This window comes from Streptomyces sp. Ag109_O5-10, assembly GCF_900105755.1.
GTDB lineage: Bacteria > Actinomycetota > Actinomycetes > Streptomycetales > Streptomycetaceae > Streptomyces.
This window is the reverse complement of the sequence record NZ_FNTQ01000001.1, coordinates 7,352,987-7,372,511: the sequence shown is the minus strand read 5'-3', so window position 1 is coordinate 7,372,511 and position 19,525 is coordinate 7,352,987. Positions and strand designations below refer to the sequence as shown.

Genomic DNA, 19,525 nt, shown 5'->3' with positions numbered 1-19,525 from the left:
TGGGGACTACTGCGTATGGGCGACGGCGGGTAGTTCATGGCCGGTCGCGCGGTTCCTCCCCCGGTCTTCGGCCGGGGGGACCCACCAGCCCAGCACCCCTAAAGGGGCGCCACCGGGCCGCATCTCTTCAAGAAGCCGGTCGTTTGGACATACGTGCACGCATACGACCTTCCCCCCCACCGGCCGTCCTTCTCCGCCGTTCCCGCCGCCCGGGTGGCTCAGGAGGCCTCGGGCAGCCTCTCGGCCACGCCGATCTACGACTCGCTCTACACGGAGTGGGTCAAGGCCTTCCGTACGCTGCCGGGTGACCGCAGCGGGGAGGAGTCCATGGGGTTCGTCGCCTTCGGGACCGCCCCGTTCAGTACCGGCACCCACGGCCTGGGGTCGTACGGAGGGAGCTCGTACAGCGCCTACAGCGCGGGCGCCTACAGCGCCCGGAGCGGCGGCGGGCAGCCGCAGCCGCCGCAGTGGCAGCGGATCGGGACGCTCGGGCGGACCCAGGAGAACGGGATGGCGCCCGTGCCGGTGGCGCTTCCCCCGGCGCCGCGCCGGGGGATGTGACGCATGGGAGAGGGGCGGCCACCGGGTCCGGTGGCCGCCCCTCTCCCATGCGTCCCTACTTCTTCTTCGCGCCGCGCTTCTCGCGCACCCGCACGGAGATATGGATCGGCGTGCCCTCGAAGCCGAACTCCTCGCGCAGTCGGCGTTCGATGAAGCGGCGGTAGCCCGCCTCGATGAAGCCGGAGGCGAACAGCACGAACCGCGGCGGCTTGGTGCCGGCCTGGGTGCCGAACAGGATGCGCGGCTGCTTGCCGCCCCGGACCGGGTGCGGGTGCGCCGAGACCAGCTCGCCCAGGAAGGCGTTGAGGCGCCCGGTGGGCACGCGGGTCTCCCAGCCCGCGAGGGCGGTCTCGATGGCGGGGACCAGCTTCTCCATGTGCCGGCCGGTGCGGGCCGAGACGTTGACCCGGGGCGCCCAGGCGACCTGGCCGAGCTCGGTCTCGATCTCGCGCTCCAGGTAGTAGCGGCGCTCCTCGTCGAGGGTGTCCCACTTGTTGAAGGCGAGGACGACCGCGCGGCCCGCCTCGACGGCCATGGTGACGATCCGCTGGTCCTGCACCGAGATGTTGTCGGAGGCGTCGAGCAGGATGACCGCGACCTCGGCCTTCTCGACGGCGGCCGCGGTGCGCAGCGAGGCGTAGTAGTCGGCGCCCTGCTGGAGGTGGACGCGCTTGCGGATGCCGGCGGTGTCGACGAACTTCCAGGTGATGCCGCCGAGTTCGATCAGCTCGTCGACCGGGTCGCGGGTGGTGCCGGCGAGTTCGTTGACGACGACGCGCTCCTCGCCCGCCACCTTGTTGAGGAGCGAGGACTTGCCGACGTTCGGGCGGCCGATGAGGGCGATCCGGCGGGGGCCGCCGACGCCGGGGCCGCCGAAGGTCTGTGCGGGCGCCTCGGGCAGCGCCTCCAGGACGGCGTCCAGCATGTCGCCGGTACCGCGGCCGTGCAGGGCGGAGACCGGGTGCGGCTCGCCGAGGCCGAGGGACCAGAGGTAGGCCGCGTCGGCCTCGCCGCTGGGGCCGTCGACCTTGTTGGCGGCGAGCACGACGGGCTTGCCGGCCTTGCGCAGCAGCCGTACGACCGCCTCGTCGGTGTCGGTCGCGCCGACCTTGGCGTCGACGACGAAGACGACGGCGTCGGCCGCCTCGATCGCGTACTCGGCCTGGGCGGCCACGGAGGCGTCGATGCCGAGGACGTCCTGCTCCCAGCCGCCGGTGTCGACGACCTTGAAGCGGCGGCCCGCCCACTCGGCCTCGTAGGTCACGCGGTCCCGGGTGACGCCGGGCTTGTCCTCGACGACGGCCTCACGGCGGCCGATGATGCGGTTGACCAGGGTCGACTTGCCGACGTTGGGGCGGCCGACGACGGCGAGGACGGGCAGCGGACCGTGTCCGGCAGCCTCGATGGCGCCCTCGACGTCCTCGATGTCGAAGCCCTCTTCGGCGGCGAGCTCCATGAACTCCGCGTACTCGGTGTCCCCGAGCGCCCCGTGGTCGTACTCGTGCTCAGCCGAGTCGCCGGGCTGGCTGTGGTCGTTCATGAAGTCCGTACCTCGTCGTTCATCGTGGTGATCGGTGGATCAGCCGCGAAAAGGGGCTGATCCACTACTAAGTGTCGCTTAGCGTCCGGTGAGACGCCTGGCGTTTTCCAGGTGGCCGGCGAGCTGCTTCTGGATGCGCTCGGTGGCCTCGTCCAGGGCCTTGCGGGTGCGCCGGCCGGTGCCGTCGCCCGCCTCGAAGGGGTCGCCGAAGACGACGTCGACGCGGGAGCGCAGCGGGGGCAGCCCCTTGACCAACCGTCCCCGCCGCTCGGAACTTCCCAGTACGGCCACCGGGACGATCGGTGCCCCGGAGCGGACCGCGAAGTAGGCCAGGCCCGCGCGGAGGGCGGCGAAGTCGCCGTCGCCGCGGCTGCCCTCGGGAAATATGCCGAGCACTCCCCCGGCCTCCAGGACGCCGAGCGCCCTGGTGACCGCCGTGCGGTCGGTGGAATGGCGGTCCACCTTCAGCTGCCCGATCCGGGTCAGGAACGGGTCGAGCGGGCCGACGAACGCCTCCTTCTTGATGAGGAAGTGCGTCGGCCGGGGCGCCACGCCCATGACCATCGGGCCGTCGATGTTGTGCGAGTGGTTCACGGCGAGGATCGCCGGGCCCTGCGCCGGCACCTTCCAGGCGCCGAGCACGCGCGGCTTCCACAGCCCGTACATCAGGCCGACCCCGATGCGGCGCCCGGTCTCGGCGCCGCGCTGCGACGGAAGGCTCACTTCCCGGCCCGCTTCTCCTCGACGAGGGTGACGACGCACTCGATGACCTGGGCCAGCGTCAGCTCGGTGGTGTCCACCTCGACCGCGTCGCCGGCCTTGGCGAGCGGAGAGGTCTTGCGGGACGAGTCGGCGGCGTCCCGCTTGACCAGGGCCTCGCGGGTGGCGTTGACGTCGGCGCCCTTCAGTTCGCCGCTGCGGCGGGCCGCGCGGGCCTCCGAGGAGGCGGTGAGGAAGACCTTCAGGTCGGCGTCGGGCAGCACGGTCGTGCCGATGTCGCGCCCCTCGACGACGATGCCGTCCGCGGCGGCGCGGGCCAGCGTCCGCTGCAGCTCGCTGATCCTGGTCCGCACCTCGGGCACCGCGCTGACCGCGCTGACCTTGGAGGTGACCTCCTCGGTGCGGATCGGACCGGAGACGTCCACGCCGTCGACGGTGATCGTCGGCTTGACCGGGTCGGTGCCCGAGACGATGTCCGGCTTGCCGGCCACCGCGGCGATCGCGGTCGGGTCGGTGAGGTCGATGCCGTTGTTCACCATCCACCAGGTGATCGCCCGGTACTGGGCGCCGGTGTCCAGGTAGCTCAGGCCGAGCTGCTCGGCCACGGCCTTGGACGTGCTCGACTTGCCGGTGCCCGAGGGGCCGTCGATCGCGACAATCACGGGCTTTACGGCGCCGTTTTCCACGGGTGGACACCTTCCGGGTGCAGGGTGGTGGGTGGTGTGGGGGCGGTAGTGCGCCCCGCACAAGGTTACCGGCCCCCGGGACCGCCGTTTCCAGCCCTACTGCCGCAGCGCCCAGCCCCGGTCCCGCAGCGCCGACGTGAGCACGGGCACCGCCTTCGGCTCCACCCAGAGCTGGACGTGACCGGCCTGCTGACCGGTCGCGTGCTCGATCCGGACGTCCTCGATGTTGACGCCGGCCGCCCCGGCGTCGGCGAAGATCCGGGCCAGCTGGCCGGGCTGGTCGTCGATGAGCACCGCCACGACCTCGTACGTGCGCGGCGCCGAGCCGTGCTTGCCGGGTACGCGCACCTGGCCGGCGTTGCCGCGGCGCAGCACGTCCTCGATGCCGGCCCCGCCCACGCGCCGCTTGGCCTCGTCCGAGGACTGCAGGGCGCGCAGGGCGCCGACCGTCTCGTCGAGGTCGGCGGAGACCTCGGCGAGCAGGTCGGCCACCGGACCGGGGTTCGCGGAGAGGATGTCGATCCACATCCCGGGGTCGGAGGCGGCGATCCGGGTGACGTCACGGATGCCCTGTCCGCACAGCCGTACGGCCGTCTCGTCGGCGTGCTCCAGGCGGGCCGCGACCATGCTGGAGACCAGGTGGGGCATGTGGGAGACCAGGGCCACGGCTCGGTCGTGGGCGTCGGCGTCCATGACGACCGGCAGGGCCCGGCAGAGCGAGACCAGCTCCAGGGCGAGGTTCAGCACCTCGGTGTCGGTGTCCCGGGTGGGGGTGAGCACCCAGGGCCGGCCCTCGAAGAGGTCGGCGGTGGCCGCCAGCGGCCCGGACTTCTCCCGGCCGGACATGGGGTGCGTCCCGATGTACGACGACAGGTCCAGGCCCTTCGCCTCCAGCTCCCGGCGCGGGCCGCCCTTGACGCTGGCCACGTCGGCGTAGCCGCGGGCCAGGCCCCTGGTCATCGCGTCCGCGAGGACGGCGGCGACGTGGGCGGGCGGTGCGGCGACGATCGCCAGGTCGACCGGTCCGTCGGGCGCCTGGTCGGTGCCGGCGCCGAGCGCCGCCGCGGTGCGGGCCTGCTCGGGGTCGTGGTCGGCCAGGTGGACGACGACGCCCCGCTGGGCGAGGGCCAGCGCGGCGGACGTGCCGATGAGACCGGTACCGATGACGAGCGCGGTCCTCACTGGGCGATGTCCTTGCGCAGGGCGGCCGCGGCTCCGAGGTAGACGTGGTTGATGTCGGCGCGGGGCCGCTCGGACTCGATGTGCGCCAGTATCCGCACGACACGGGGCATGGCGCCCGCGATGTCCAGCTCCTGGGCGCAGATCAGCGGCACGTCGACGATGCCGAGCTTGCGTGCGGCGGCCGCCGGGAAGTCGCTGTGCAGGTCGGGAGTGGCCGTGAACCAGATGCTGATCAGGTCGTCGGCGGTCAGGCCGTTCCGCTCCAGGATGGCCGTGAGCAGCGCTCCGACCTGCTCGTCCATGTGGCCGGCCTCGTCCCGCTCCAGCTGGACGGCCCCCCGGACCGCTCGTACCGCCACGGTGCTGCTCCTGTTCTGACGTCGCCCTCTTGCTCCGTCCAGCCTAGTCAGACCGCCGCCGGACCCGTGCGCCGTGCCCGCCCGCTGAGACGTCCCTGGTTTCCGGTCCTTCTGCGGTCCCTAGTCCTTCTGCGCGGCCGGCGCGGACTTCGCGAGGGTCTCCAGGAGCCCGCCGAGCGAGCCGCCGCCCTGGCCGTGGCTCATCGCGCCGATCAGCGTGGTCAGCCTCCCGCCGTCCTCGCCGTCGTCGCCCAGGAGGCTGCCGAGTATGTTTTCGAGGTCATTGCCTGCCATGGCCCCAATGTCACGCTTATGACCCAATTCCGCTACTCGGGGTGAGACGTCCCTGTGCGCCTCCGCACGCCGGGCCCGCCGGTCCGCTCTGATGGAGGCAGACACGCCTCGGGGAGGTCCGCCATGAAACGCCCCGGTCCGTTGCTGACCCTGCTCGCGGGTCTGCTGCTCGGCCTGCTCACGCTGACGCTCGACGCGACGGCGGGGACGAGGAACCTCTCGTCGTCGTACCAGGAGACGCACCGGGAGACGCACCTGGAGACGCCACCGAGTCCGACGCCGGCGATCAGCACGGCGCCCCCGGCCCCGTCGCCGGTGATCGCGCACTTCAGCGACGGGCAGAGCGAGGAGCCCTGGATCACGGGCCGGGTGCGCCCCGACGGCGGTACGAGGCCGGCCGGCGGCCACGGTGCCGCCACGGTGGACGGACAGCCGCTGACGGCGAACCCGGTGCGTCCCTGACATCCGGCCGTGACCCGAGGGAGCCGACCATGACCGTCGACCCGAACGCCGCCACCCAGAGCTGGCCGCCGCCCGAGCCGCACCGGCACAGCCCGCACCCCGCCCGCTACCTCGTCCCCGTCCTGGTGGCCTGCGCGGTCGCGGTCGCCCTCGGCGTGTACGGCACGGTCCACCACCCGACGGGGCGCGTCTTCGGCCTCGGCGCCTTCAGCAGCACATTCGCGGGGAAGTCGTGGCTGGCCTCGATCGCGCTCCTCTTCGCGCTCGTCCAGCTGGTCTCCGCGCTGATGCTGTACGGCCGGCTGCCGGGACCGCGCTGGTCCTCGGGCCTGCACCGCTGGTCGGGCCGGATCGCCTTCCTGCTCGCCGTTCCCGTGGCGGTGCACTGTCTGTACGCGTTGGGCTATCAGACGTACGAAACACGCGTTTTGTGGCACTCCATCCTGGGTTGCTTCTTCTTCGGTGTTTTCAGTGCCAAGATGCTGCTGCTCCGCTGGGAGCGACTCCCTGGCTGGCTGCTGCCGATCGTCGGTGGGCTCGTGTTCGCCCTGCTCACGCTCGTCTGGCTGACGTCCGCATTCTGGTTCTTCCGCATGTTCGGGGTGACGACATGACCGACAGCTCCACTCGGCGCACCGTGCTCACGACAGGTACGGCGGCGCTCGCCGTGGCCTGCGTGGGCTGCGGCAACAACAACGGCAACGGCTCCTCCACCACGTCCGGGACGCCCACCTCGTCAGGGACGCCCGCCTCCCCCGCGTCGCCCACCGCCGGGGCGTCCGCCTCCGGTTCGGCGAGCTCGGCCGCCGGGAACGCGCTGGCGCAGACGAGTGACATCCCCGAGGGCGGCGGCACGATCTTCAAGGACCACAAGATCGTGGTGACCCAGCCGACGAAGGGCGAGTTCAAGGCCTTCTCGGCGATCTGCACGCACGAGGGCTGCACGGTGAGCCGGGTGGTGGACGGCACCATCGACTGCCCCTGCCACGGCAGCAAGTTCCACATCGCCGACGGCTCGGTCGCCCACGGCCCGGCGACGCGGCCGCTGCCGGCCGAGTCGATCACGGTGAGCGGAAATTCGATCACCATGGGCTGACCGGCCACGTACGCTCCCCGGCATGCAGCCCGAGGACCTGGTACGCGACCACACCATCTACACCTGCGTCATGGGGTCGCGGGCCTTCGGTCTTGCCACCGAGGACAGCGACACCGACCGCCGCGGGGTGTTCCTCGCCCCCACCCCCCTGTTCTGGGGCTTCGAGAAGCCGCCCACCCACGTCGAGGGGCCGGGCGAGGAGCGGTTCTCCTGGGAGCTGGAGCGGTTCTGCGAGCTGGCGCTGCGGGGCAACCCGAACATCCTGGAGTGCCTGCACTCGCCCCTGGTCGAGCACGTCGACGACACGGGCCGCGAACTGCTCGCGCTGCGCGGCGCCTTCCTCTCCCGGCGCGCCTACGACACCTTCACCCGCTACGCCGTCGGCCAGCGCCGGAAGCTCGACGCGGACGTCCGGACGCACGGCGCCCCGCGCTGGAAGCACGCGATGCACCTGCTGCGGCTGCTGACGAGCGCCCGGGACCTGCTGCGCACCGGCGAGCTGACGATCGACGTCGGTGACCGGCGCGCGGAGTTCCTGGCGGTGAAGCGGGGTGAGGTCTCCTGGGCGGCGGTCGAGTCCCGGATGGCCCGGCTCGCCGCGGAGACCGAGCGGGCCCTGCGCTCCACCCCGCTCCCGGCGGAACCGGACCACGCGCGCGTGGCCGGCTTCCTGTTCCGGGCGCGCCGGGACTCAGCCCTCCAGACGCACGCGGACCACCAGGTCGTGCAGGGCGCCGTGCGCACTGGGAGCGTCGGGCAGCGCTGAGCCGTTCTGCGCCTCGTCGAGCAGGACGTGCAGCCGCTCCACGTCGGCCGCCACACGCGCGTGGTCCACAGCGGCCTCGCCGTGCTCCTGCTCGGCCTTGGCGGCGATCAGTTCGGGCAGGTGGGCGGGGGCCTCCGGCACCTCTTCGAGGAGTGTGGGCAGATGGGCCAGCACCTCGCCGCTGCGCATCAGATGGATGCCGGTGAGCAGCACCCGGAACGTGTAGAGCAGCGGCTTGAGCTCGCCGGTCTTCTCGAACAGCCGCCACTGGGTGACGGCGAACCCGCGGTAGTGGTGGGCGTGGTGGCCGGTGAGCACGCCGGGGGCGAGCGCGGCCAGCTCGCGGTGCGTGTCGCTCGTGTGCGCGACGAGCGGCGACAGGAGCTGCTCCAGCACGTAGCCGTTGCGGCGCAGCATCAGCCGGGCGAACTTGCGCAGGTCGTGGGTGACGAGGTCCATCTCGACGCCGTAACGCACCCAGGTCTTCGAGCGGGTCTCCTCCGGCTCGCGCAGCCCGACCAGGTCGGCGGCGGGCAGCAGGTGGACGCCCCGCAGGTCCAGGTCGGAGTCCCGGGACGGGAAGCCGTACAGGTGCGCGCCGGAGACGGTCGCGAACAGCAGGGGGTCGGGCTGTTCGGCTACGACGGGCGCCAGGTCGAGGTCCGGATCAAGGTCGTCGATCATGCGCTCAAGAGTCCCAGAGCGCGCCCAGGGTCAGCAGGTCGCCCCCGTACTCGATCCGGTCGGCCCACTCCGTCGGCCAGGCCTCAGCGCCCAGCCGGGCACCGGCGAACGCGCCGGTCAGGCAGGCGATCGAGTCCGAGTCGCCGGAGGAACAGGCGGCCCGGCGCAGCGCGAGCAGCGGCTCGCCGGGGAAGAGCAGGAAGCAGAGCAGCCCGGTGGCCAGGGCCTCCTCGGCGATCCAGCCGGCGCCGGTGGCCAGGCACGGGTCGGCCTCCGGCGAGGCGGTCCGCACGGCCTCCTGGAGGCGGTCGAGGACCTCCAGGCACTCGTCCCAGCCGCGCGCTATGAACGACTCCGGCGACGCGTCCTGGCTGCGCGTCCACAGGTCGCCGAGCCAGGTGTGGTGGTAGCGGGCACGGTTCTCGCGGGCGTACGACCGCAACTGCCCGACGAGCCCGTCCGGTTCGGCCCCCTGCGCGAGCAGGTGCACGGCCCGCGCGGTGAGGTCGGAGGCGGCCAGCGCGGTGGGGTGGCCGTGGGTGAGCCCGGCCTGCAACTGGGCGGCCCCGGCGCGCTGTTCGTCGCTCAGGCCCGGTGCGAGCCCGACGGGGGCGACCCGCATGTTGGCACCGCAGCCCTTGGAGTCGATCTGGCTGGCGTCCTGCCAGACGCGCCCCTCGTCCTTCAGGAGGTTGCAGGCGCGCAGGCAGGTCCGGCCGGGCGCCCGGTTGTTCTCGGGCGACTGGTACCAGTTCACGAACTCCTCGCGCAGCGGCCGCTCCAGCCGCTTGGGGGCGAGCACTCCCCGGTCCATGGCGGTGCGCATCGCGTGTCCCACGGCGAGGGTCATCTGCGTGTCGTCGGAGACGAAGGCCCGCTTCGGCAGCTGCATCTTTTGCCAGGGCCCGGACTTGGCGAGGATCGAGGGCACGTCGTTGAACTCGGTGGGGAAGCCGAGCGCGTCCCCGAGGGCGAGGCCGATCAGGGAGCCGGTGGCGGCGCGCTTGTCGCCGATGTTCGTGGTCATGCGGGGCGTCCTTCCCGGGACGGGCGGAGCAGGGGCGGGTGCAGCGCGGTGGCGGTGCCCGCGCGGTAGAGGGCGGCGGGTTTGCCGCGGCCGCCGGTCAGCCGGGCGGCGCCGGGGACGGGTTCGACGAAGCCGGGGGTGGCGAGCACCTTGCGGCGGAAATTGGGGCGGTCCAGCGGGACGCCCCACACGGTCTCGTAGACGTGCTGCAGCTCGCCGAGGGTGAACTCGGGCGGGCAGAAGGCGGTGGCGAGGCAGCTGTACTCCAGCTTCGCGCCGACCCGTTCATGGGCGTCGGCCAGGATCCGCTCGTGGTCGAAGGCGAGCGTCCTGCCCGGGTCGTACGGCAGCCAGCGCGCCTGGGCCGCGTCGCCGCCGCCGTGCGGCTCGGGGGCGTCGGGCAGCAGGGCGGTGAAGGCGACGGAGACGACCCGCATCCGCGGGTCGCGGTCCGGCTCGCTGTAGGTCCGCAGCTGCTCCAGGTGCAGTCCGGACACGTCCGACAGTCCGGTCTCCTCGGCGAGTTCCCGCCGGGCCGCCGTCTCGGCCGACTCCCGCGGCAGCAGGAAGCCGCCGGGCAGTGCCCACTGTCCGGCGTACGGCTCCTGCCCGCGCTCGACGAGCAGCACGTGCAGGGCGCCGGCGCGGAGGGTGAGGACGGCGAGGTCGACGGTGACGGCGAAGGGTTCGAAGGCGTACTTGTCGTAGCCCTGCATGCGCCCGTCCACCCCCTCGATGATCGATACGACTAATAGTCGCCACGACTATAAAGAGCGGGAGGGGGTCGCGCAAGCCCTCAGTGGCCGTTGGAGCCCCGTTCACGGATACGACGACGGCCGGGCCCGGAGTACCCGGGCCCGGCCGTCGGAGAGCCGGACACGCCCCCTCGCGGGGGTCGTACGGGCCCTGGAAGGGCCTAGAGGTCGACTTCCTTCATCAGCATCCCGACCTCGGTGTTGGACAGGCGGCGCAGCCAGCCCGACTTCTGGTCGCCGAGGGTGATCGGCCCGAAGGCGACCCGCACCAGCTTGTCGACCGGGAACCCGGCCTCCGCCAGCATGCGCCGCACGATGTGCTTGCGGCCCTCGTGCAGGGTGACCTCGACGAGGTAGTTCTTGCCGGTCTGCTCGACGACCCGGAAGTGGTCCGCGCGCGCGTACCCGTCCTCCAGCTGGATGCCGTCCTTGAGCTTCTTGCCCAGGTCGCGCGGGATCGGGCCGACGATGTGCGCGAGGTAGGTCTTCTTCACGCCGTACTTGGGATGGGTCAGCCGGTGCGCCAGCTCGCCGTGGTTGGTGAGCAGGATGACGCCCTCGGTCTCGGTGTCCAGGCGCCCCACGTGGAAGAGCCGGGTCTCCCGGTTGGTGACGTAGTCACCGAGGCACTGCCGCCCGTCCGGGTCCTCCATGGTGGAGACGACACCGGCCGGCTTGTTCAGCGAGAAGAACTGGTACGACTGCGTGGCGACGGTCAGCCCGTCGACGCGGACCTCGTCCTTCTCCGGGTCGACCCGCTTGCCCTGCTCCAGGACGATCTCACCGTTGACCTCGACCCTGGCCTGCTCGATCAGCTCCTCGCAGGCGCGCCGGGAGCCGTAGCCGGCGCGGGCGAGCACCTTCTGCAGCCGCTCGCCCTCCTGCTCGGCGCCCGGGAAGGTCTTGGGGAGCTTCACGTCCTTCTTGCCCGCGTACCGCTCGCGGTTGCGCTCCTCGGCCCGGGCGTCGTACTCACGGGAGCTCGCCGGAGCCGTACGGCCGCGCCCGGTGCTCTGGCCCTGCCTGGGGCCGCCCTTGGCGCCACCGCGCGCCGAGGCGCCCCGGCCGGACTTCGGGCCGTCCTGGGTGGCGCTCGGGCCTACGTCGTAACGCCGCTCCTCCGGGCGCGGCTTCTTCGGCCGGCCGGTGCCCTGCTTGTCGTCGCGGGCGTTCCCGGCGCCGCGGTAGTTACCGCGCCCCCCGCTGCTCCCGCCACGCCCACCGCTGCTCCCGCCGCGGCCGCCGCTGTTGCCACCACGGCTCCCGCCGTTGTTTCCGCTGCTGTTCCTGCCGCTGCTGCTTCGCATCAAGTTTCCGTCTAGTCGTCTGCGTCGTCTGCGTCCGGCGCATCGGGTGCGTCCGGATCGAACGACGGCACGCCCTCCTGGGTCTCGGCCTCGATCGCCTCCGCCTCCGGGAGGAAGGGCGCGAGCTCCGGGAGCTCGTCCAGGCCGCGCAGGCCCATCCGCTCCAGGAAGTAGTTCGTCGTCCTGTACAGGATCGCACCTGTTTCGGGTTCCGCGCCCGCCTCCTCGACCAGACCGCGCTGGAGCAGGGTACGCATCACACCGTCGCAGTTGACCCCGCGGACGACGGAGACCCGGCTGCGGCTCACCGGCTGGCGGTACGCGACGACCGCGAGGGTCTCCAGGGCGGCCTGGGTCAGCCGGGCGGTCTGCCCCTCCAGGACCAGCCGCTCGACGGCGGGCGCGTACGCGGCGCGCGTGTAGAAACGCCAGCCCCCCGCCACGTACCGCAGCTCGAAGCCGCGGCCCTGCGCGGTGTACTCGTCGGCCAGCGCCCGCAGCGCCTTCGTGATCGTCTGCTTCGGACGCTCCAGGAGCTTGGACAGGTGCTCGACGGTGGCCGGCTCGTCCACGACCATGAGGACGGCCTCCAGGGCCGGCTTGAGGTCGAGCTCGGCGACGGGCCGCAGCCCCGCCGGCAGCTCCGCGGTCTCCTCGCTCACGCCTTCTCCTTCTCCGCCTTGGGCGGCTCGGGCGGCCGGTCGAACTCGTCGGTCACCGTCGGCTGGGTCCCCGCGTCCCCGCCGGTCCACCGCACGATCAGGTCCCCGAGCGCGGTCTCCTGGTCGAGGGCGACGGCCTTCTCCCGGTACAGCTCCAGGAGCGCCAGGAAACGGGCCACGACGGTGAGCGTGTTGTCGGTGTCCTCGACGAGCACCCGGAAGCTGGCCTCCCCCAGCTCCCGCAACCGCGCCACCACGATCCCGGCCTGCTCCTGCACGCTGACCAGCGGGGCGTGGATGTGGTCGACGTACACCTGCGGCTTGGGCCTGGGCTGCATCGCCTTGACCGCGAGCTTGGCGAACCCCTCGGGACCGATGCTGATGACGACCTCGGGCAGCAGCTCGGCGAGATGCGGTTCCAGGCCGACCGTACGGGGCCAGCGGCGGGCCTCGTCGTCCAGGCGCCGGTTGAAGATGTCGGCGATCTGTTTGTACGCCCGGTACTGCAGCAGCCGCGCGAACAGAAGGTCCCGCGCCTCCAGCAGCGCCAGGTCGGCCTCGTCCTCGACCTCGGCGGCCGGCAGCAGCCGGGCGGCCTTCAGGTCGAGCAGCGTGGCGGCCACGACGAGGAACTCGGTCGTCTGGTCCAGGTCCCAGTCCGGCCCCATGGCCCGGATGTGCGCCATGAACTCGTCGGTCACCTTGGACAGCGCGACCTCGGTGACGTCCAGCTTGTGCTTGGAGATCAGCTGGAGGAGCAGGTCGAAGGGCCCCTCGAAGTTGGCGAGCCGGACTTTGAAGACGCCGTCGCGCTGTTCCCCGGGTTCTGGAGCTCCGGGTTCCTCGTGCGGCTCGCCCGCGTCGTGGGCAGGCGTTCCGCTCGGCGGCGGGGGTCCCTCCGCTCGAGCCGAGTCGGGAGCGGGGGAGGGTGGGGACAACGCCCCACCGGTCTCAGCCGGAGCCTCGACCTCGGCCGGCACCGTCTCCTCGTCCACCGACGGCACCGCTTCCGGCGCCGGAGGCGAAACCCCCGGCCCCCTCCCCAGCGCACGCCTACGCCCGGCGCCGGGGCCGGATGCGGGAACGTCGTTCGAGGTCATAGCCGTCGCAGGCTACCGCCTACCGCCCAGTCGGCCGACTACCGACCCCGCAGCCGTCGTACGAGGATGCTCGCGTCCCCGCGGGACTCCAGGTCCGCCAGGACCACGGCGACCGCCTCGCGGACGATCCGGCCCCGGTCCACGGCCAGCCCGTGCTCGCCCCGGAGCACGAGACGGGCGTGCTCCAGGTCCATCAGCTCCTCCGCGGAGACGTACACGGTGATCTTCTCGTCGTGCCGCTCCCGCCCGCTGGGCCGCCGGGCGGGCGCCCTGCCCCCACGCTTGCGCGGCTGGGCCTGGGCATCGGCGCCAGAACCTTCCTGCGGCCCCTGCCGGCGCGGCGCCGCGGCCGCCACCGTGGCCGCCCCGTGGTTGCGGGACTCCCCGGCGTCGGCCGGCTCGGCCTCCGCCGCCACGTGCTCCGCGCCCTCCCCGTCGCCACCCTGCACGGGCACCGACTGGGGCGCGTCATCGGCGGCCGCGGCCGCCGTCTCGTCGCTCTCCCCCGCGGGAGCCGGCACCCGGGCCTCGCCGTTGACCGGGCGCCTGGGCGTGGACGGCTGCAACGCCATCCCCCCGGTCGTACGGAACAGTTCGTCGGCCCCGGGCAGACTCACTCGGCGTGACACCGGGCGAGCACCTCCCTGGCGAGCTGGCGATAGGCGGCGGCACCGACGGAGTTGGAGGCGTACGTGGTGATCGGCTCACCGGCGACCGTGGTCTCCGGGAAGCGGACCGTGCGGCCGATGACCGTGTGGTAGACGTGGTCGTCGAACGCCTCGACCACACGGGCCAGCACCTCACGGCTGTGGACCGTGCGCGAGTCGTACATCGTGGCGAGGATGCCGTCGAGCTCCAGCTCCGGGTTGAGCCGCTCCTGGACCTTCTCGATGGTCTCGGTCAGCAGGGCGACACCGCGCAGGGCGAAGAACTCGCACTCGAGCGGCACGATCACCTTGTGCGCGGCCGTCAGCGCGTTGACCGTGAGCAGGCCGAGCGAGGGCTGGCAGTCGATCACGATGTAGTCGTAGTCGGGCAGCAGCGGCTTCAGGGCGCGCTGCAGCGTCGACTCGCGGGCCACCTCGGAGACCAGCTGGACCTCGGCGGCCGACAGGTCGATGTTCGAGGGCAGCAGGTCCATGTTGGGGACCGCGGTCTTCAGGAGGACCTCGTCGGCCGCCATGCCCCGCTCCATGAGCAGGTTGTAGACGGTGAGGTCGAGCTCCATCGGGTTGACGCCGAGACCCACCGACAGCGCGCCCTGCGGGTCGAAGTCCACGAGCAGCACCCGGCGGCCGTACTCCGCGAGCGCGGCACCCAGGTTGATGGTCGACGTGGTCTTGCCGACGCCGCCCTTCTGGTTGCACATCGCGATGATCGTGGCGGGGCCGTGACTGGTCACCGGGCCCGGGATCGGGAAGTACGGGAGCGGACGCCCGGTCGGGCCGACGCGCTCGCGGCGCTGGCGGGCCGCGTCGGGCGCGAGCGTGGCCGCGTACTCCGGATCGGGCTCGTACTCGGCGTCGGGGTCGTAGAAGTGCCCTTCGGGCAGTTCGTCGTAGTCGGCGAATTGGTTGTGGGGCGCGCCACTTCCGTCGCCGGCCATGGCGTTCACGTGATGGCCATCCATGCTCTGGTGTGCTGTCCGCGTGGTCAGCGGAGTCCGGGCTGCTGCGAAGGTACGCACCGCGACGGAGCCGACAGCCTCGAACCCCGCGGGACCCTGGTCCCGTACCGGCATTCCTGGTTGACCACCCCCGGGAGAAAATGTCGACTCATTCACAAGTCGTCTTACCTCCTTGGTGACCAGGAAACTTCTAGACAGGTCAGCGTGGCACTATGCCGACGGTTGGCGACTCTATGGCGTGTCGGGTGTTCGCAGCAACACAATCCGCCGGACCCGGCAGGATGTGTCGGCAATGAAACATCCCGCTGTCAAGGGCGTACGGCCGTCGCACAGCAGGTTTCACCGGTGTGCGAATCGGTCGAAGGGTTACGTTCGAGGCGAGTTGACCGCAAGTCGCAAAGTGACCATACACACATCCGGCCGGACCTTGTCGGGCAAGGTCCGGCCGGATGTGCGCGATTGACGCGGCTTGTTGACGTATCGCCTTTACGAAAAGGTGACTTGCCGGTCCGGGTCGGCTCAGCCGATGAGCGTGTCGAGGTCGACGTGCTCCAGGCCGTGCGCCTCGGCGACCTCCCTGTAGACGACCTTGCCGTCATGCGTGTTGAGGCCCTTGGCGAGCGCGGCGTCGCGGCGCAGCGCCTCGACCCAGCCGTTGTCCGCGAGCGAGACGATGTACGGGAGGGTGGCGTTGGTGAGCGCGTAGGTGGAGGTGTTGGGCACCGCGCCGGGCATGTTGGCGACGCAGTAGAAGACCGACTCGTGGACCTTGAAGGTCGGCTCGGCGTGCGTGGTGGGGCGAGAGTCCTCGAAGCAGCCGCCCTGGTCGATCGCGATGTCGACAAGGACACTTCCCGGCTTCATGCGGGAGACCAGCTCGTTGGTGACGAGCTTCGGGGCCTTGGCGCCCGGGATGAGCACCGCGCCGACCACGAGGTCGGCCTCCAGGCAGGCCTTCTCCAGCTCGAAGGCGTTGGACATGACGGCCTTGACCTTGGTGCCGAAGATCCGGTCGGCCTCGCGCAGCTTGTTGATGTCGCGGTCGAGCAGGGTCACGTCGAAGCCCATGCCGATGGCGATCTGCACGGCGTTCCAGCCGGAGACACCGCCGCCGATGACGACGGCCTTCGCGGGCAGCACGCCCGGGACACCGCCGGGCAGCACGCCGCGGCCGCCCGCGGCGCGCATCAGGTGGTAGGCGCCGACCTGCGGGGCGAGCCGGCCCGCGACCTCGGACATGGGCGCGAGCAGCGGCAGCGCACGGTTGGGCAGCTCGACGGTCTCGTAGGCGATCGCCGTGGTGCCGGACTCCAGAAGGGCGTCCGTGCATTCCTTGGAGGCGGCCAGGTGCAGGTACGTGAAGAGGGTCTGGTCCTTGCGGAGGTAGTGGTACTCCTCCGCGATCGGCTCCTTGACCTTCAGCAGCAGGTCGGCGGTGGCCCACACCTCGTCGGCGGTGTCCAGGATCGTGGCGCCGGCGGCGGTGTACTCGTCGTCCGGGATGGACGAGCCGAGGCCCGCGCCGCGCTCGATGACGACCTGGTGGCCGTGGCGCACCAGCTCGTGCACGCCGGCCGGGGTGATGGCCACCCGGAACTCGTTGTTCTTGACCTCGCGGGGGATGCCGACCTTCACGTCGATCACGGTCCTTGGCTCAGAGGATGTGGGGGCATAGATGCACATACCAGGCATGCGTCGGCATACCAGGAGACACCGCGGAAGAACCGGCGGCAGAGCCAGTTTAATGAAGGTGTTCCGACTGTCTAGCCTTTCATTGCATCAATCTTCGCCGGAAGCACTACGGATTTCGCAGGCGTTAGCGCCGTGTTCCGGGTCCGGGTCGGAGTCCGAGACCCCGAAGAGGTCCGGCGGCTCCTCCCCCAGCATGCGCTCGGCGGCCGAGCGGTGCAGGCTCGCGGCGGTGGAGTCGCCGAGGCGTTCCAGCGTGTCGGCGAGGCGCAGCTGGAGCGCGCCCTGGAGCCGGGTGTCCTCGGCGCGGCGCGCCCACTCCACCGCCTCCTGGCAGGTGCGCAGCGACTCCTCGGGCCGTCCCGCGTACTCCTGGACCCGGGCCAGCTCGCTCAACGCCCTTGCCTGCGCGGGCACGTCACCGCTCTTGCGGTGGCCGGAAACGGCCGCCCGCCAGGCCCGGAGCGCCTCGCCGTAGCGGCCCGCGTAGGTGTGCGCGCCGGCGATACGGCCGTAGAGCCGGGCCGCCTCGGCGCGGTCGCCGCGGGCCAGGCGCTCGGCGAGGGCGCGGCCGAACCAGTCGGCGGCCCGGTCGTAGTCCCCCCGTTCCAGGTAGGTGCCACCTACGGATTCCATTGCGCGGCCGGTCGCGTACGGGTCGTTTGCTCTGCGTCCGGCATCCAAAGCAGACCGATATCGCACCAGTGCGTCCGCCGTCCGCCCGGTCTGCGCGTCCAGGTCGCCGAGGTTCAGCAGCGCGGCGGCCTGCTCGCGGGGCAGGTCCCGGCGCCGGGCGACGTCGAGGACGAGCCCGTGGATGCCGTACAGGTCGGGGGCCGCGGCCTGGGTGCCGAGGTGCGCCACCATGGCCTTGACCAGCTGCGCCATCAGGCGGCGGGCCAGCGTGTCGAGCTCGCCGTCGGCGACCGCCGCGCGGGCGGCGGCCAGCAGGGCAGGACGCCGGACGCGCAGCCAGTCGGCGGCGGCCCGGGGGGTGGGGAAGCGCAGCTCGCGGGGCAGCGCCTGGAGCTTCTCGCGGGCCTGCGGGTTGTCGGTCTCGGTGATCGCCCGGCAGGACTGCAGCAGCCGTACCGTGCGCTCCAGCATCCGGGCGCGGGCCAGCTTGAGCTCGCCGGACCGCTCCTGGCTCTCGGCCAGCACCAGGAGGAGCGGGTGCAGGCAGCCGGGGACCTCGTACTGGGGGAACAGGGAGCCCACGGGGTGCAGCAGGCCCTGCCGGACCAGCTCGTCCAGGGTGGTGCGGGCGGTGTCGATCGTGCAGCCGGCCAGGGCGGAGGCGGTGTGCGGGTCCACCAGGCCGGCCGGGGCCAGGCACAGCAGGCGCAGTATCCGCGCGGACCGGTCCGGTAGCTGGTCGTGCACGAACCGGAGGACCCGGGCCAGCGCGGTGCCGTCGTCCGGCTCCGCGTGCAGCCGTTTGGCCAGGTCGGAGACTGCCGCCTGGGGGCGGGCGGCGAGCCAGCCGCCGGCCAGGACGAGCGCGGCGGGCTGCGCCTGGCAGACCTCGACCAGCGACTCGGCGGACCGGGGGTCGACGGTGATGCGGACCGCGCCGGTGTAGCGGCTGAGCAGTTCCACGGCCGACTTGGTGTCGAGGCCGCCCAGGGTGCAGGGGCGGACGTCCGAGATCCCGGTGAGCGGGCCGCCGGAGACCGCGACGGCCAGGCAGTCCGGGCTGTCGGGGAGCAGGACGTCGACCTCTTCGGCGCCGGGCGCGTCGTCGAGGAGCAGCAGCACCCTGCGCCCCGCGAGGGCGGTGCGCAGGGCGTGGGTGAGGTCGTCGGCAGCGGCGCCGGGCGGGGTGGGCAGTCGCAGGGCGGTGAGGAGGTCGCGGGCGGTGCGCTCCACGGGGACCGGGGTGCCGTCGGGCTCGGTGAGGCGGGCGCGCAGTACCCCGTCGGGGTAGCCGGCGGCGACCTGCCGGACCAGTTCCGCGGCGAGGGCGGTGCGGCCGGAGCCGGGTCGGCCGGCGATCAGCAGGACCCGGGCGCGGGGAGTCTTGCGGCCGGCGATGGTGTCCAGGCCCGCGCGCTCGATGTCGGCGCGCAGTTCCTTCAACTCCCTTGTACGGCCCAGGAACCGGTCGTCCGTGGCCGCGGGCGCCGACCGCCGCACGCCGCCTGTGTCCACCGCCTGATCCGTCACGGGCCACACTCCCGTCCCACCGCACACGCAGGCCCGCCGGGGCTCCGGTTCGGGCGTTTCGGCTCAATCGCGTCGAGCCTAGTTCACGTGCGCGGACGTTCCCGGCAGAGCGTGGCGGGCGCATCGCCCGATCGGATCAGGCGATGGTCACACCGGTACACCCGGAGGATGGGTTCAGGACTCGAAGGGTCGGGCCGGCCAGGGCGCGTCCGCCGGGCGCAGCGCGTCGAGGCCGTCGCCGGTGCGGGCGGCGACCAGCGAGAGGACGCCCGTCACCAGGCAGTTGTTGTGCAGGTCGCCGGCGAGGATCAGGCGGACCAGCTCGTCGACCGGCACGCGCGCGTACTCCAGGTCGATCTCCTCGTGCTCGGTCTCGAAGCGCTCCCCCTCGGCCTCGGCCAGGTCCCGGGCGAGGAAGATTCGCACCGCCTCGTCGCAGCCGCCGGGGGTGGTGTACAGGTCGGTCAGCACCCGCCAGTCCCCCGCCTTGACGTGTGCCTCCTCGTACAGCTCGCGCTGGGCGGCGTGCAGCGGGTTCTCGCCGGGGACGTCGAGCAGGCCGGCCGGGATCTCCCAGAGCTTCTGCCGGACCGGGTGCCGGTACTGGCGGATGAGCAGGACCCGGTCCTCCTCGTCGAGGGCCAGGACGGCGACCGAGCCGGGGTGGACCTGGTAGTCGCGGCGGACCACCGAGCCGTCTGGCATGACCACCTCGTCCGTGCGGACCGAGGTCTTGTTGCCCACGAAGGGGGTCTCCGTCGCCCGGATCTCCCACTCCTCGTGGATGTCCCTGATCGTCATGCCGTGCCGCCTTCCACGTGCAGAGAAGAAAACCGGGGTGC

Annotated in this window: 22 protein-coding genes; 5 read left to right on the top strand and 17 right to left on the bottom strand. The window is 72.1% G+C overall.

Annotated elements, in window-relative coordinates; all coding sequences use genetic code 11:
- Positions 1-153 precede the first annotated feature (153 nt).
- Positions 154-561 carry a hypothetical protein gene (locus BLW82_RS33625; RefSeq protein ID WP_093504852.1) on the top strand — a complete coding sequence of 136 codons (408 nt, stop codon included), beginning with the start codon at positions 154-156 and terminating at the stop codon, positions 559-561.
- Between the two features lie 55 nt (positions 562-616).
- Here the strand turns inward: BLW82_RS33625 and der are convergent, their stop codons facing one another.
- The 6 genes from der to BLW82_RS44680 form a co-directional block, all read right to left on the bottom strand.
- Positions 617-2,101: a ribosome biogenesis GTPase Der gene (gene der, locus BLW82_RS33620; protein WP_093504850.1), complete on the bottom strand. Its 1,485-nt coding sequence runs from the start codon at positions 2,099-2,101 to the stop codon at positions 617-619.
- A 78-nt stretch (positions 2,102-2,179) separates the two neighbouring features.
- The gene (locus tag BLW82_RS33615) at positions 2,180-2,767 is read right to left on the bottom strand and encodes a lysophospholipid acyltransferase family protein (protein ID WP_093508416.1); all 588 of its coding nucleotides are present in this window, start codon (positions 2,765-2,767) and stop codon (positions 2,180-2,182) included.
- A gap of 53 nt (positions 2,768-2,820) precedes the next feature.
- Complete coding sequence (gene cmk / locus BLW82_RS33610; RefSeq protein WP_093504848.1) at positions 2,821-3,507, bottom strand: (d)CMP kinase; 687 nt, start codon at positions 3,505-3,507, stop codon at positions 2,821-2,823.
- A gap of 96 nt (positions 3,508-3,603) precedes the next feature.
- The gene (locus BLW82_RS33605) at positions 3,604-4,689 is read right to left on the bottom strand and encodes a prephenate dehydrogenase (RefSeq protein WP_093504846.1); all 1,086 of its coding nucleotides are present in this window, start codon (positions 4,687-4,689) and stop codon (positions 3,604-3,606) included.
- Entirely contained in the window at positions 4,686-5,048 is a 363-nt protein-coding gene (aroH, locus tag BLW82_RS33600) for a chorismate mutase (RefSeq protein WP_093504844.1), read from the bottom strand. Before aroH ends, BLW82_RS33605 begins: the two co-directional genes overlap by 4 nt.
- 120 nt (positions 5,049-5,168) lie before the next feature.
- Positions 5,169-5,342: a hypothetical protein gene (locus BLW82_RS44680; protein ID WP_177233159.1), complete on the bottom strand. Its 174-nt coding sequence runs from the start codon at positions 5,340-5,342 to the stop codon at positions 5,169-5,171.
- Positions 5,343-5,465: 123 nt separating this feature from the next.
- Between BLW82_RS44680 and BLW82_RS33595 the strand changes: the two genes are divergently transcribed.
- From BLW82_RS33595 to BLW82_RS33580, 4 genes are read left to right on the top strand one after another with little or no spacing between them, the layout of a single operon-like run.
- Positions 5,466-5,804: a hypothetical protein gene (locus tag BLW82_RS33595; protein WP_093504842.1), complete on the top strand. Its 339-nt coding sequence runs from the start codon at positions 5,466-5,468 to the stop codon at positions 5,802-5,804.
- 29 nt (positions 5,805-5,833) lie between these two features.
- Entirely contained in the window at positions 5,834-6,418 is a 585-nt protein-coding gene (locus BLW82_RS33590; protein WP_093504840.1) for a DUF6529 family protein, read from the top strand.
- On the top strand, positions 6,415-6,900 hold the full coding sequence (locus BLW82_RS33585) for a Rieske (2Fe-2S) protein (RefSeq protein WP_093504838.1): 486 nt from the start codon (positions 6,415-6,417) through the stop codon (positions 6,898-6,900). The genes BLW82_RS33590 and BLW82_RS33585 overlap by 4 nt, the downstream gene beginning before the upstream one ends.
- Before the next feature lie 22 nt (positions 6,901-6,922).
- Positions 6,923-7,666 carry a nucleotidyltransferase domain-containing protein gene (locus BLW82_RS33580; protein WP_093504836.1) on the top strand — a complete coding sequence of 248 codons (744 nt, stop codon included), beginning with the start codon at positions 6,923-6,925 and terminating at the stop codon, positions 7,664-7,666.
- On the opposite strand, the gene BLW82_RS33575 is transcribed toward BLW82_RS33580, so the two are convergent.
- The 11 genes from BLW82_RS33575 to BLW82_RS33525 all read right to left on the bottom strand — a co-directional run bounded on the left by BLW82_RS33575 (position 7,592) and on the right by BLW82_RS33525 (position 19,484).
- The gene (locus tag BLW82_RS33575; RefSeq protein ID WP_093504834.1) at positions 7,592-8,350 is read right to left on the bottom strand and encodes a nucleotidyltransferase domain-containing protein; all 759 of its coding nucleotides are present in this window, start codon (positions 8,348-8,350) and stop codon (positions 7,592-7,594) included. The genes BLW82_RS33580 and BLW82_RS33575 overlap by 75 nt on opposite strands.
- Before the next feature lie 4 nt (positions 8,351-8,354).
- Positions 8,355-9,377, bottom strand: coding sequence for an ADP-ribosylglycohydrolase family protein (locus tag BLW82_RS33570; protein WP_093504832.1), 1,023 nt, complete (start codon positions 9,375-9,377; stop codon positions 8,355-8,357).
- Positions 9,374-10,093: an NUDIX hydrolase gene (locus tag BLW82_RS33565; protein WP_093504831.1), complete on the bottom strand. Its 720-nt coding sequence runs from the start codon at positions 10,091-10,093 to the stop codon at positions 9,374-9,376. The genes BLW82_RS33570 and BLW82_RS33565 overlap by 4 nt, the downstream gene beginning before the upstream one ends.
- A 200-nt stretch (positions 10,094-10,293) precedes the next feature.
- On the bottom strand, positions 10,294-11,439 hold the full coding sequence (locus BLW82_RS33560) for a pseudouridine synthase (protein WP_093504829.1): 1,146 nt from the start codon (positions 11,437-11,439) through the stop codon (positions 10,294-10,296).
- A gap of 11 nt (positions 11,440-11,450) precedes the next feature.
- Positions 11,451-12,101, bottom strand: coding sequence for an SMC-Scp complex subunit ScpB (scpB, locus tag BLW82_RS33555; protein WP_093504827.1), 651 nt, complete (start codon positions 12,099-12,101; stop codon positions 11,451-11,453).
- Positions 12,098-13,201: a segregation and condensation protein A gene (locus tag BLW82_RS33550; protein ID WP_093504825.1), complete on the bottom strand. Its 1,104-nt coding sequence runs from the start codon at positions 13,199-13,201 to the stop codon at positions 12,098-12,100. The genes scpB and BLW82_RS33550 overlap by 4 nt, the downstream gene beginning before the upstream one ends.
- A gap of 38 nt (positions 13,202-13,239) precedes the next feature.
- Positions 13,240-13,830, bottom strand: a complete 591-nt coding sequence (locus BLW82_RS33545) for a hypothetical protein (protein WP_177233158.1) — start codon at positions 13,828-13,830, stop codon at positions 13,240-13,242.
- Positions 13,815-14,942 carry a ParA family protein gene (locus BLW82_RS33540; protein ID WP_093504821.1) on the bottom strand — a complete coding sequence of 376 codons (1,128 nt, stop codon included), beginning with the start codon at positions 14,940-14,942 and terminating at the stop codon, positions 13,815-13,817. The genes BLW82_RS33545 and BLW82_RS33540 overlap by 16 nt, the downstream gene beginning before the upstream one ends.
- Positions 14,943-15,347: 405 nt before the next feature.
- Positions 15,348-16,472, bottom strand: a complete 1,125-nt coding sequence (ald, locus tag BLW82_RS33535; RefSeq protein ID WP_093504819.1) for an alanine dehydrogenase — start codon at positions 16,470-16,472, stop codon at positions 15,348-15,350.
- 135 nt (positions 16,473-16,607) lie between these two features.
- On the bottom strand, positions 16,608-18,683 hold the full coding sequence (locus BLW82_RS33530) for a tetratricopeptide repeat protein (protein ID WP_093504817.1): 2,076 nt from the start codon (positions 18,681-18,683) through the stop codon (positions 16,608-16,610).
- A 174-nt stretch (positions 18,684-18,857) separates the two neighbouring features.
- The gene (locus BLW82_RS33525; protein WP_093504815.1) at positions 18,858-19,484 is read right to left on the bottom strand and encodes an NUDIX domain-containing protein; all 627 of its coding nucleotides are present in this window, start codon (positions 19,482-19,484) and stop codon (positions 18,858-18,860) included.
- Positions 19,485-19,525 lie beyond the last annotated feature (41 nt).

Coding starts and splice junctions, on each gene's coding strand:
- der (WP_093504850.1), bottom strand. CDS start 2,101: ATGAACGACCACAGCCAGCCCGGCGACTCGGCTGAGCACGAGTACGAC.
- BLW82_RS33615 (WP_093508416.1), bottom strand. CDS start 2,767: ATGTACGGGCTGTGGAAGCCGCGCGTGCTCGGCGCCTGGAAGGTGCCG.
- BLW82_RS44680 (WP_177233159.1), bottom strand. CDS start 5,342: ATGGCAGGCAATGACCTCGAAAACATACTCGGCAGCCTCCTGGGCGAC.
- BLW82_RS33595 (WP_093504842.1), top strand. CDS start 5,466: ATGAAACGCCCCGGTCCGTTGCTGACCCTGCTCGCGGGTCTGCTGCTC.
- BLW82_RS33590 (WP_093504840.1), top strand. CDS start 5,834: ATGACCGTCGACCCGAACGCCGCCACCCAGAGCTGGCCGCCGCCCGAG.
- BLW82_RS33585 (WP_093504838.1), top strand. CDS start 6,415: ATGACCGACAGCTCCACTCGGCGCACCGTGCTCACGACAGGTACGGCG.
- BLW82_RS33580 (WP_093504836.1), top strand. CDS start 6,923: ATGCAGCCCGAGGACCTGGTACGCGACCACACCATCTACACCTGCGTC.
- BLW82_RS33575 (WP_093504834.1), bottom strand. CDS start 8,350: ATGATCGACGACCTTGATCCGGACCTCGACCTGGCGCCCGTCGTAGCC.
- BLW82_RS33570 (WP_093504832.1), bottom strand. CDS start 9,377: ATGACCACGAACATCGGCGACAAGCGCGCCGCCACCGGCTCCCTGATC.
- BLW82_RS33565 (WP_093504831.1), bottom strand. CDS start 10,093: ATGCAGGGCTACGACAAGTACGCCTTCGAACCCTTCGCCGTCACCGTC.
- BLW82_RS33560 (WP_093504829.1), bottom strand. CDS start 11,439: ATGCGAAGCAGCAGCGGCAGGAACAGCAGCGGAAACAACGGCGGGAGC.
- BLW82_RS33550 (WP_093504825.1), bottom strand. CDS start 13,201: ATGACCTCGAACGACGTTCCCGCATCCGGCCCCGGCGCCGGGCGTAGG.
- BLW82_RS33540 (WP_093504821.1), bottom strand. CDS start 14,942: ATGCCGGTACGGGACCAGGGTCCCGCGGGGTTCGAGGCTGTCGGCTCC.
- BLW82_RS33525 (WP_093504815.1), bottom strand. CDS start 19,484: ATGACGATCAGGGACATCCACGAGGAGTGGGAGATCCGGGCGACGGAG.